The following is a 12,702-nucleotide window of genomic DNA, read 5'->3' as shown; positions in this document are numbered from 1 at the left end:
TTTTAACAACACAAACAATGACAGTAGACTTACTACTAGGCTTGCAATGGGGCGATGAAGGAAAAGGTAAAATCGTAGATGTACTAACTTCTAAATATGACATCATTGCTCGTTTTCAAGGAGGACCAAACGCAGGACACACTTTAGAATTTGACGGAATTAAACACGTATTGCGCACTATTCCATCTGGGATATTTCATCAAAATTCTATTAACATCATCGGTAACGGTGTAGTTATTGACCCTGTGGTTTTCATCAAAGAGCTTGAGGGATTAGAGAAGTTCAATATCGACATTTATACGAGATTATTAATTTCTAGAAAAGCTCACTTAATCTTACCTACTCACCGCTTACTAGATGCTGCTTCAGAAGCTGCAAAAGGAAAAGCGAAAATCGGATCTACACTTAAAGGTATTGGCCCAACGTATATGGACAAAACTGGTAGAAATGGTTTAAGAGTTGGGGATATCGAACTTGCAGATTTTAAAGAACGTTACCGTACTTTAGCTGATAAGCACGAAGCAATGATTAAGTTTCACGATGTAGAATTACAGTACAACTTAGCTGAACTAGAAGAAGAATTCTTCACAGCAGTTGAACAATTAAAGAAACTGACGTTCATTGATAGTGAAAACTATATCCACACTGCACTAAGAGAGGGTAAATCAGTATTAGCTGAAGGAGCTCAAGGGTCATTACTAGATGTTGATTTTGGAACATATCCATTCGTTACATCATCTACTACTACAGCAGCAGGTGCATGTACAGGATTAGGTATCGCTCCTAATAAAGTTAAAAATGTATTTGGTATATTTAAAGCATATACTACACGTGTAGGTAGTGGACCATTCCCTACTGAACTAAGCGACGAGATCGGTGCTACTATGGCAAACGTAGGTCGTGAGTTCGGATCTGTTACAGGTCGTGCTAGACGTTGTGGTTGGTTAGACTTAGTTGCTCTTAAATATGCAGTAGATGTAAATGGAGTAACTGAACTTTATATGATGAAAGCTGATGTATTATCAGGTTTTGAAACATTAAAAGTATGTACTAAATACCAATATAAAGGACAAGAGATCACTCACCTACCTTATAATATCGAGCCAGAGAACGTAGAACCTATCTATGTAGAGAAAAAAGGATGGAAAGCTGACTTAACAGGTATGACTGAATACAGTCAATTACCTGAGGAACTTAAAGAATATATCAAGTTTATCGAAGATGAAGTTGGTGTGCCTGTAAAAATAGTTTCTGTAGGTCCTGATAGAACACAGACTATCATAAAATAATATATACTAAAAACACTTCTTCGGGAGTGTTTTTTTTTTGCTTCTTTCACAAAGGAAGTAAACCTTTCTTGCTTTATATTATTGCTAAAAGTGTTGAATACCCAACTATTTATCTCTCAGATACATCATTACTACACCGATTGTTTATAAATTCTTCTTAACTAAATTCTTTGTGCGTATTTTTTACTTAAATTTGAAAAAAATATAGCGTCTTGAGAACATTACCGTATTATATACTTTTTATATTATTCGCATTACTAGGTTTTAGTCAAAACAAAAAAAAAATCATCATACATCACGCAGATTACTCCGATATAAACTACGAAGTATTGCCTGATGCTGTTCTACTTACAGGTAACATATCTGCAGAACATGACGGTATGGTTATGAGTTGTAACAAAGCGTATTTCTTTGAAAAAGAGAACTACCTTAAACTATTTGGTAATGTCCAAATTATACAAGGAGACACCCTTACTCTTAACAGTAAATACGCTGAATATAATGGCGTAAATGGATTTGCTTATGCACAAGGTGATGTAGTTATGACTTCACCAGACTCATCATTAGAAACAGACACTTTAAAATTCGATAGATTTAAAGACTTAGTCTTTTATGACTCACACGCTGTTATTCACAATAAAGGAAGTGTACTAGAAAGTCAAAAAGGAAGATATTACACAGCTGAAAAGAAGTTTCAATTCTTCACTGCTGTAAAGATTACATCAGAAAAAGGTACAGTGATTAAGTCTAATCACTTAGACTTTTATGAGGTACCACAACATTCTTATGTATTCGGCCCATCTACTATTACTAATAAAGAAGATTTTATCTATACTGAGAATGGATTCTACGATGTAAGAAAAGATCTAGGTAAGATGGTTAAGAACTCATACATCTGGTATGACAAGAGAAAAATAGAAGGCGACTCAATCTATTACTCTAGAGCGAAGGATTATGCATCTGCTACAAATAATGTGAGAATCACAGACACAATCAATAAAAGTAAAATCACAGGACACTACGCTGAGCTATATAAAGCTAAAGACTCAATGTTCGTGACTAAAAAAGCATTAGTTAGCATGAAGTCTCAAGAAGGAGACTCTGTATATATGCACGCTCCGCGTATATTGCTTACAGGTAAAGATAAAGAACGTGTTATCCGTGCCTTTAATGACGCTCGTATCTTACGCGATAGTATGAGTGGTAAGGCAGACTCTATACACTGGAGTGAAAAAGCGGGATTAACACAGATGATTGGCAAGCCTGTATTATGGAATGGAGATACGCAACTTACTGGTCGTTTTATCCATTTGATTAGCAATATGGAGACACAAAAAATAGATTCATTAAAAGTACTTGAGAATGCCTTTGCCATTCAAAAAGACACTATCGGAGATGGCTATAATCAATTAAAAGGTGTTAACTTATATGGTAAGTTTAAAGACAGTAAGTTAGATGAGTTAGACCTAATTAAGAATGCAGAGATCATCTACTATATGTATAATGATCAAAATGAATTAGTAGGAATAGACAAAGGTATTTGCAGTCATATAAATGTAACTTTTGACGACGGTAAAATTAGTACAGCTACTAAATTTGTCGACCCAAAAGGGGACTTATATCCTGAGCCATTACTACCTAAGAATGCCCGACAATTAAGAGACTTCCTCTATAGAGGTGAAGAAAGAATAAATACTCTAGCAGATATCTTCACGGATGAAGAACTAGCTAAAGAGAAAAAAGGAGAAGAAGCAAGAGATGCAAAAAAAGAAAATGCAAACAAACCGCTAACTGTTCAACCCGAAACAATAAAAGGGACTCCTGGACTGTCAAAACAGTTGAAAAAGAACAAAAAACCAAAACAGAACAATACGTCTAAACAAGACAAAAAGTAGTGTAATGAAAGAAGATTTTTATAAATACCAAGCACAGACATCACCTAATCCATTAGCAATGCAAGTAGCATATGCTAAGGGTTCATACATATATGATACAAATAATAAAGCATACTTAGACTTTGTAGCAGGAGTATCAGCATGTACCTTAGGACATCAACATCCAAGGGTTAATCAAGCGATAAAAGATCAACTTGATAAATATTCTCACGTAATGGTATATGGAGAGTATATTCAAGATCCTGCTGTAGAATTCTGTAGAATATTAGCAGAGAATATCCCTGCTCCTCTTAACAAGACTTACTTAGTTAACTCAGGTACAGAGGCTACAGAAGGTGCTTTAAAATTAGCGAGAAGAGTAACGGGTAGAAGTCAGTTAATCTCTTGTTTTAATGCGTACCATGGTAATACAATGGGATCAATGAGTGTGATGGGATTCGAAGAGAGAAAACGCGCATTCAGACCATTACTACCTGATGTAGATTTCATCCACTTTAACTGTGTTGAGGACTTACAAAAGATAACTAATAAAACTGCAGGTATCATCTTAGAAACTATTCAAGGTGGAGCTGGTTTTGTAGAGCCTTTTGATGGTTTCTTAACTAAAGTAAAAGAGAGATGTACAGAGGTAGGAGCCTTAATGATCGTAGATGAGATACAGCCTGGATTCGGAAGAACAGGTAAACTATTTGGTTTTCAAAACTATGATGTAGTACCCGACATTATCGTTATGGGTAAAGGAATGGGTGGAGGAATGCCAGTAGGTGCATTTACAGCAAGTGATGCACACATGGATTTACTTTATGACAATCCTAAGTTTGGGCATATTACTACGTTCGGAGGGCACCCAGTTATCGCTGCGGCTAGTTTAGCTACGTTAAAAGAGCTAGTAGAAACAGATATAATGGAACAGACTCTTGTCAAGGAACAATTATTCAGAGAGCTATTAGTTCATCCATTAATAGAAGAAATCAGAGGACGTGGATTAATGATCGCCCCAATGACTAAGAGCGCTGATATTACGAATAGCGTAATAATGAAGTGTCAAGAGAAAGGATTAATCTTATTCTGGTTATTATTCGAAGGAAAAGCTATCAGAATCACTCCTCCTCTAACGATATCAGAAGAAGAAATAAAAGAAGGATGTGCTATCATTATTGAAGCACTAAATGAAGTACAAAAAGAATTAGGATTATAATATCCTACATAATCAATTTAAACAAATATGCATTTAGATAACGAAGAAGAAGAATACAAATTATCTCTATCTCGTTTTGAATCAATGTTAAAAACCAATAAGGTTCTATTTTTTGATTCAGAAGAATTTGAGAATATCATTCTACACTACCTCGATTCTGGAAAGCTAAACTTAGCGAATAAAGCGCTTAAACTTGGATTAGAACAACATCCTAACTCTATTGGTTTAAAACTAGTGGAAGTAGAATTATTAATATTCCAAAACAAGTTAGAAGCGGCAGATCGCTTACTTAACGAAATAGAAAGTATTGATCCGGAGAATGAAGAAGTCTTTATTCAACGTGCAACTGTGTATTCTAAAAAAGGAAGACACGAAGATGCTATTGTATCACTACAAAAAGCTTTAACATTAACAGAAGATCTATCAGATGTCTATTCCTTATTAGGAATGGAATATCTATTATTAGACAATATAGAATTAGCTAGAGATAACTTTATACTATGTTTAGAGCATGACGACGAAGATCAGTCTGCACTATATAATGTGGTATACTGTTTTGATTTTTTAAGTGAACATGACGAGGCTATAGATTTCTTAAATAACTTTATAGATAAAGCTCCTTATAGCGAGATTGCTTGGCATCAATTAGGAAGACAGTACTTCGCTATTAAAAATTATGAAAAAGCTGAGTGGGCATTTGACTATGCTACTTTAATAGATGAAGAATTTATAGGTGCCTATGTTGAAAAAGGCAAGACACAAGAGAAATTAAACAAGTTTAAGGAAGCGATAGAGAACTATATGATTACTCTTGAACTAGATGATCCTACTTCATATGTATTGATGCGCATAGGTAGCTGTTATGAAAGCTTAAACAACTTCCCTCAAGCGTACCAATATTATAAAAAAGCAGTACACGAAGATCCTATGCTAGATAAGGGGTGGATAGCACTTACAGATCTATGTATCTTAGAGTCTAATTATGATAAAGCACTATTCTATTTACAAAAAGCATTGCAAATAGACGAATTCAATGAAAAATACTGGATTAGACATGCTATATTAAACAAAACATTGTTTAATTTTGAAGAAGCTGAACGTGGATATAAAGTTGCTGCTGAGCTTGGTAGCGACATTGTAGAGCATTGGACAGGATGGGCTGATGTATTGTATTTATTAGGTGACTTTGAGAAAGCAATAGAGAAGTTATTACAGATAGCTAACTTCCATGCCAATGAAGCCGATATAGATTATAGATTAGCCGTTATATACTTTACTCTTCACGATATAGATAAAGGGACAGAGTATTTAATTAGTGGGTTAAATAAAGACTTTGAAAAGAGAACACTGATAGAAACTTACTTCCCTAATCAATGGGAGAACCCGATAGTACAGAGTATTATTAAGAATCATAAATAAATAAAAAAGCTATTCAATTGAATAGCTTTTTTTTATAACTAAAAATATGGATAAACGCTACGGATTAATAGGTAAAAATATAGATTACTCTTTCTCACGTGCCTATTTTGCAGAGAAATTCGAGAAACTAAAAAACAAGAATAGCGAGTATGTAAACTTTGATTTACAATCTATCAGTGAATTTGGTGATCTGTTGGAATCACAGAAAAACCTTAGAGGCCTTAATGTGACTATTCCATATAAGCAATCAATTATTCCTTACCTAGACTCTCTTTCTAAAAAAGCAAAGGCTATAGGAGCTGTAAATACTATCCAAATAACTAAATCGGGTAAACTAAAAGGTTACAATACGGATTGGTATGGTTTCTACTATTCTTTAAAACCACTACTAAAGTTTCACCATAAAAGAGCATTAATACTTGGTACTGGAGGAGCAAGTAAGGCTATTGAGTATGCTCTAAAGAAGCTAGGATTAAAATATACATTTGTCAGTAGAACCAAAGATGCCAATACCTTACTCTACTCGGAACTGACTGAAGAAATCATGGCTAAATACACGCTGATAATTAATACTACTCCTGTGGGAACCTTCCCCAACGTAGATCTAATGCCAGAAGTTGCTGTTGAATATCTATCTGAAAGACATATTGTATATGACCTTATTTACAATCCAGAGGAGACAGCGCTTATGAAAGCTGCTAAATTAAAAGGAGCGAAAGTTAAGAATGGTTATGAAATGTTAGTGCTTCAAGCTGAAAAGGCATATAAAATTTGGAATAAGCCATTTGTAGGTGATTAATAGTAAATAATTGATTTCTTAGACACTAGCTAAATTAAAGTACGAATTATTCATTATTTTTTATTAAATTTGAGAGAGCATGATATATAATCAAGCTTTACTACATATTGTTTAAATAAATACTTTTCAAACATGTTAGAACAAAAGAATGATAACCTGCATGAGCTAGCAGATGGACAAAAACCGGAATCAAATTCAGACGCGGTTGTCCCAACTGATAAAGAAAAAGCTCTTGATTCTATTACCGCATCAAATGCTGCAGAAGGTGAGGATTTAGAATCTTTACAAGATACTAACATCCCAACAGTCAATTATGAAAAGTTAGATCTGGAAAAACTAACTAAAGAACTTCACAAGCTAATTAAACATCACAAGGTAACTGCTATCAAAGATCACGTAGAAGAAATCAAAAAAGAATTCTATCGTAAATACAGTGATTTAATAGACGAAAAGAAAGATGCTTTCTTTGAAGAAAACCCTGATGCAAATGATTCAGACTTCCAGTATAATCTGCCGATTAAGACTGAGTTTGATCATAACTATGAAGAATTTAGAGTTGCCAAAAATGCATATTTTAAGCAACTTCAAAATAATCTAAACGTTAACCTTGAAAAACGCTTATCTATCATTGAGAAATTAAAACAACTCATAGATAATAGCGAAAACAATGGAGACGCTTTAAAACAACTTGGCGAGCTTAGAGATGAGTGGAAAGCAGCTGGGCCAATACCAAAAGATAAATACAATCACGTTTGGAACAACTATCATTTTCATGTAGAAAGATTCTATGATCAACTACACTTAGATAGAGAATCAAGAGATCTAGACTTTAAATATAACCTAGATCAAAAACTGAAACTTATCGCAAGAGCAGAAGAGTTACTTGATAACCCTGATGTAATTAAATCTTTCAGAGAACTACAGACATTCCACAGAATATGGAAAGAAGAGATAGGACCTGTAGATAGAGAGATTAGAGAAAAGATATGGGATCAGTTTAGTGAAATAACTAAACAGCTTCACGATAAGCGAGAATTATTATTTGATCAACTAAGAAGTGTTGAAAGAGAAAATCTAGCTTTAAAAGTCTCTATAATAAGCGAAATAGACCTGTTGTCTAAACAAAAAGTAGCTAATCATAACCAATGGCAAAAAGAAATTGCTAAAGTAGAAGAATTAAGACAGCGCTTCTTCTCTATTGGTAAAGTACCTGCGGAAAACAATGAAGAGGTTTGGAACCTTTTTAAGCTAGCTACTAGAAACTTCAACAGCAATAAAAACGCTTACTACAAAGAGTTAAAGAAAGAGCAACAAGACAACTACGCTAAGAAACTTGCTCTAATTAAGAGAGCACAGGAACTTAAGGATAGTGATGATTATGCTAAGGTTACTCCTATTATGAAAAAAATACAGGATGACTGGAAAATAATAGGTCACGTACCACGTAAATACTCTGATCAGCTTTGGGCAGACTTTAAAGAAGCTTGTAATTCTTATTTTGATCGCTTCCATGCTATCAAAAACAAAGAGAATGAAGTAGAAGTAGATGCTTATAATAGAAAGAAAGAATATCTTGATTTATTAAAAGGTTTTCAACTATCAGGAGATCACAAAACTGACCTAGGTGAAATTAAAAACCATATAAATAACTGGAAGTCTATAGGAGCTGTACCTGTAAATAAAAGATTTATAGAAGGTAAGTTTAATAAGATATTAGATGTTTTATTTGATAAACTTAGCTTAAGTAAAAGAGAAACAGAAGCTGTTAAATTTAACAACAGACTTGAATCTATACTTGAGACTAATGATAAGCGAAAACTACAGAATGAAGCTGTATTTATTCATCGCAAAATAGAAGAAATAAACTCTGCTGTAATCCAATTAGAGAACAATCTAGCTTATATTCACAACCCATCAGATGACAATCCTTTCGTTAAAGAGGTTAGAAAAAGTATAGAAAAACAAAAAGATGACTTGAAGATTTGGGAAGATAAATTGACTCAAATAAGAAACTTAGACAACTAGTACATCTAAATAGTATAAATAAAAAGCGGGGTAATCGTAATGATTACCCCGCTTTTTTAATTATCATAAGCTATTACTTTCCAGCTTTAGCGTCTAATGCTTTTAATTTGTCGTTCATCTCTAATGCACGATAAATGTTTCTCAAAGTACTAACAGCAGCTTCGTTATTAGGATTGATAGCGATAACTTTTTCTAAGTCATTCATCGCATCATTATAGATAGCGTGCTTTTCTTTTTTATAAGCTTCATACTTCTTATTATCCGCAGGAGAAAGACCTAAACTATTCATTTTATTAGTCAACTCTTGGTCTGGTTGTAATTTTAAGAAAGCCATATTTAAATAAGCATTCTCTGATTTAGGGTTGATACGGATAGCTTGTTCGTAGTATTTACGAGCATCATCAAAACGTCCAGCGTCAAAACTAGTCACCCCTAAGTTGTATAATAATACATCATCATTAGGATTCTTTAATAAAGCTTCTTTTGCTAACTCCTCGTATTTACCCATATTGTTAGACTTTAAATAAATGTCCATTTGAGTTAATAACAAGTTGATATCATCCGGGTTAGCTTTTCTAGCTTCAACAATAGTTTTCTCTGCTTCAGCAGTTTTTCCTTCTTGATTATAGATTAAAACTAAGTTCTTAAGTATCTCAGGACGCTTAGAATCCTCTTTTACAAACTTAGGATCTGTGTGTGTACCTTGTTTTACCATTAGGTCACGCATTTTAGAATCTTTACCAAAACTTTGTACTTGACCAGAAGCTTTTTCTACTGCTGTATAATAAGACTCACTTCCGTTGTATCCTATCTCTACTAATTTTTTATATTTCTCTACTGCATCAGCATAATCTTTAGAGTTAATCGCTGTAGATGCAGCATAGTATAAATACACTGTATCCTTAGGGTTTAACTCATATGCTTGACTAAAGCGTCTAGTAGCTCCTTTATAGTTAGCAGAACCGTTGTCTTCAATAGCTTTAGCTACTACTTTTCCAGCAACAGTATTTACTTCTTCTTGAGCTTGCTTAACAACTTTACTAGCTTTATTAGGCTCGAACTCATTTACTTTTTTGAATGAAGAAATAATAACATCAACGTTATTATCTACATCAATATCTTTTTCAACTTGTCCAAAAGCTAATGTATTTTTCAATGCGTAAAACTGAGCTTTCTCAGCATTACTAGCATTGTCTAATACAGCTTCTACTGCTTTTAACGCAGCAGTTGCTTCTGTTACATTACCTTTTTTTACAGCTTTCTCAGCATCTTTAAGCTCCTTTTTTTGAGCCATAGTCAACCCTGAAAACATCAAAGCTGACAATAAATAAACATATCCTTTATTCATAATGGTATAGTATGTTGTTTGTTACTATTCTAAATCATCGTTTGTTTGGTCTTCTATATCAATGATATTATCAACATCTCCTTCAATCATTTCACCATCTATCATTTCTTCTTCATCCTCACGCATTACTTTACATACTGCAGCGATAGAGTCAGTTCCTTTAATGTTAATTAGACGAACTCCTTGAGTTGCACGTCCCATAACACGTAAATCAGAAATCATCATACGAATAGTCAATCCTGATTTATTAATAATCATTAAGTCATCTGCATCAGTTACAGCATTAATAGACACTAATAATCCTGTTTTATCAGTAATATTCATTGTCTTAACACCTTTACCTCCACGGTTAGTCTCACGATATTCATCTAAAGAAGAACGCTTACCGTATCCGTTCTCAGATACCACTAAGATTTCACTTTCAAGATCACTTACAGATACCATTCCGATTACTTCATCCTTATCACTTGCAAGAGTTATACCTCTTACTCCTGATGCAGTTCTACCCATTGGACGAGTTTTCTCTTCATCAAAACGAACTAACTTACCAGAGCGTAATGCGATTAACACCTTACTCTTACCATCAGTTAATTTTGCTTCTAATAGTTCATCATCTTCCTTAATCGTAATTGCATTAATACCATTCTGACGAGGACGAGAATACTGCTCTAAAGGAGTTTTCTTAACCTGTCCTTGTTTAGTAGCCATAATCACGAAGTGATTATTGATATACTCTTCATCTTTAAGATCTTGAGTACAAATAAATGCTTTCACTTTATCGTCATTCTCGATATTAATCAAGTTCTGAATAGCGCGTCCTTTACTTGTTTTAGTACCTTCTGGTATTTCGTAAACTCTCATCCAGAAACACTTACCTTTTTGAGTAAAGAATAACATATATTGGTGATTAGTAGCCACGTACATATGCTCTAAGAAATCTTGATCTCTTGTTCCAGCAGACTTCTGTCCTACTCCACCTCTATTCTGAGTTTTGTATTCTGATAATGGTGTACGCTTAATATATCCAGCGTGAGAAATAGTAATCACTACTTGCTCATCTGCTATTAAGTCAGTGATACTTACATCACCACCAGCATATTCTATTATAGAACGACGCTCATCACCATATTTTGTTCTTATTTCTACTAATTCCTCTTTAATTAAGTCCATTCTTAGCTCTTTACTAGCTAATAACTCTCTTAAATGAGTAATTAATTTCATAATTTCATCATACTCAGCACGTAGTTTATCTTGCTCTAGTCCTGTTAACTGACGTAAACGCATCTCAACAATTGCACGAGCTTGAATCTCAGATAATTTAAATGCTTCGATTAATTTATTTCTAGCCTCATCTGCATTATTAGATGCACGGATTAAACGAATAACTTCATCGATATTATCAGAAGCAATGATTAACCCCTCTAATATATGCGCTCTCTCTTCTGCTTTTCTTAATTCGTATTGAGTTCTACGAGTTACTACATCATGTCTGTGCTCTACGAAGTGATAGATTAATTCTTTTAAATCTAGCATCTGAGGTCTTCCGTTAACTAACGCAATGTTATTAACGCTGAATGAAGACTGTAGTTGAGTATATTTATAAAGTGTATTTAATACAATGTTCGGTACAGCATCACGTTTTAACACGTATACGATACGCATACCATTTCTATCAGATTCATCACGGATAGTAGCGATACCTTCGATTTTCTTCTCGTTAATAGCTTCAGCAGTCTTCTTAATCATCTCTGCTTTATTAACTTGGAAAGGAATTTCTGTAACGATGATTGACTCTCTACCATCTACTTCCTCGAAGTTAGCTTTAGCACGCATTACTACACGTCCTCTACCAGTTTTAAATGCTTCACGCACCCCTTCGTATCCATAAATAATTCCTCCCGTAGGGAAATCTGGAGCCTTGATATAGTTCATTAACTCATCTATCGTAATATCATTATTATCAATATAAGCTAATGTTCCATCTATAACCTCAGTTAAGTTATGTGGTGCCATATTAGTAGCCATACCAACAGCAATACCAGAAGCTCCATTCACTAATAAAGTAGGTATTCTAGTAGGCATTACTTTAGGCTCTTCCAACGTATCATCAAAGTTCAACTGGAAGTCAACTGTTTCTTTATCTATATCAGCAAGAATATCTTCAGATAACTTTTTCATTCTTGCCTCAGTGTAACGCATCGCTGCAGGGCTATCACCATCTACAGATCCGAAGTTACCTTGTCCATCCACTAGTAAGTAACGCATACTCCAATCCTGAGCCATACGTACCATCGCGTCATACACAGAACTATCTCCGTGTGGGTGATACTTACCAAGAACTTCCCCTACAATTCTCGCTGACTTTTTATGTGCTCTATTAGACATCACGCCAAGCTCATACATTCCGAATAATACTCTTCGATGAACAGGTTTTAATCCATCTCTAACATCAGGAAGCGCTCTCGATACAATTACAGACATTGAATAATCAATGTATGCTGATTTCATTTGCTCCTCAATGTTAATAGGAATCAACTTTTCTCCTTCAGACATATGTATATAAAATTAAAAATTGTCAAATTATTAAACGCGCTAATATACGGTTTTTATAGGTTTTTCCCATCTAATTATACAAGTATTTAATTTGATTATTTAACTTTTTGTTTTTTAATATCATAAAATCGCAGAAAACAATTTTAAATAATTCTCACTCTGTCAACCATTCTCTT

Annotated in this window: 8 protein-coding genes; 6 read left to right on the top strand and 2 right to left on the bottom strand. The window is 34.0% G+C overall.

The features are described from left to right. Window positions 1-17 precede the first annotated feature (17 nt). From CF599_RS12645 to CF599_RS12620, 6 genes are all read left to right on the top strand, one after another. Window positions 18-1,289 carry an adenylosuccinate synthase gene (locus CF599_RS12645; RefSeq protein WP_121966385.1) on the top strand — a complete coding sequence of 424 codons (1,272 nt, stop codon included), beginning with the start codon at window positions 18-20 and terminating at the stop codon, window positions 1,287-1,289. Window positions 1,290-1,501: 212 nt separating this feature from the next. Next, window positions 1,502-3,184 (top strand): OstA-like protein, encoded by a 1,683-nt coding sequence (locus CF599_RS12640; protein ID WP_121966384.1) that lies wholly within the window; start codon window positions 1,502-1,504, stop codon window positions 3,182-3,184. 4 nt (window positions 3,185-3,188) lie between these two features. Further along, on the top strand, window positions 3,189-4,382 hold the full coding sequence (locus CF599_RS12635; RefSeq protein WP_121966383.1) for an aspartate aminotransferase family protein: 1,194 nt from the start codon (window positions 3,189-3,191) through the stop codon (window positions 4,380-4,382). A 27-nt stretch (window positions 4,383-4,409) separates the two neighbouring features. Continuing rightward, complete coding sequence (locus tag CF599_RS12630) at window positions 4,410-5,801, top strand: tetratricopeptide repeat protein (protein WP_121966382.1); 1,392 nt, start codon at window positions 4,410-4,412, stop codon at window positions 5,799-5,801. 46 nt (window positions 5,802-5,847) lie between these two features. After that, complete coding sequence (locus tag CF599_RS12625; protein WP_121966381.1) at window positions 5,848-6,600, top strand: shikimate dehydrogenase; 753 nt, start codon at window positions 5,848-5,850, stop codon at window positions 6,598-6,600. A gap of 132 nt (window positions 6,601-6,732) precedes the next feature. Continuing rightward, window positions 6,733-8,625: a DUF349 domain-containing protein gene (locus CF599_RS12620; protein ID WP_121966380.1), complete on the top strand. Its 1,893-nt coding sequence runs from the start codon at window positions 6,733-6,735 to the stop codon at window positions 8,623-8,625. Between the two features lie 73 nt (window positions 8,626-8,698). Here CF599_RS12620 and CF599_RS12615 read toward each other — a convergent pair whose 3' ends face one another. Together CF599_RS12615 and gyrA are read right to left on the bottom strand one after the other, a co-directional pair. Next, window positions 8,699-9,973, bottom strand: a complete 1,275-nt coding sequence (locus tag CF599_RS12615) for a lipopolysaccharide assembly protein LapB (protein ID WP_121966379.1) — start codon at window positions 9,971-9,973, stop codon at window positions 8,699-8,701. Window positions 9,974-9,997: 24 nt separating this feature from the next. Then, window positions 9,998-12,526 carry a DNA gyrase subunit A gene (gene gyrA / locus CF599_RS12610; protein WP_121966378.1) on the bottom strand — a complete coding sequence of 843 codons (2,529 nt, stop codon included), beginning with the start codon at window positions 12,524-12,526 and terminating at the stop codon, window positions 9,998-10,000. Window positions 12,527-12,702 lie beyond the last annotated feature (176 nt).

Source organism: Myroides sp. N17-2 (assembly GCF_002286775.1).
Classification (GTDB): domain Bacteria; phylum Bacteroidota; class Bacteroidia; order Flavobacteriales; family Flavobacteriaceae; genus Flavobacterium.
Note: the sequence above shows the minus strand (reverse complement) of the source record. Positions and strands in the feature narration are given on the sequence as shown.

Excerpts from the sequence above, each read along its gene's own strand:
- CF599_RS12620 (WP_121966380.1), top strand. The coding sequence starts at position 6,733 with ATGTTAGAACAAAAGAATGATAACCTGCATGAGCTAGCAGATGGACAA.
- CF599_RS12630 (WP_121966382.1), top strand. The coding sequence starts at position 4,410 with ATGCATTTAGATAACGAAGAAGAAGAATACAAATTATCTCTATCTCGT.
- CF599_RS12625 (WP_121966381.1), top strand. The coding sequence starts at position 5,848 with ATGGATAAACGCTACGGATTAATAGGTAAAAATATAGATTACTCTTTC.
- CF599_RS12635 (WP_121966383.1), top strand. The coding sequence starts at position 3,189 with ATGAAAGAAGATTTTTATAAATACCAAGCACAGACATCACCTAATCCA.
- CF599_RS12645 (WP_121966385.1), top strand. The coding sequence starts at position 18 with ATGACAGTAGACTTACTACTAGGCTTGCAATGGGGCGATGAAGGAAAA.
- CF599_RS12615 (WP_121966379.1), bottom strand. The coding sequence starts at position 9,973 with ATGAATAAAGGATATGTTTATTTATTGTCAGCTTTGATGTTTTCAGGG.
- gyrA (WP_121966378.1), bottom strand. The coding sequence starts at position 12,526 with ATGTCTGAAGGAGAAAAGTTGATTCCTATTAACATTGAGGAGCAAATG.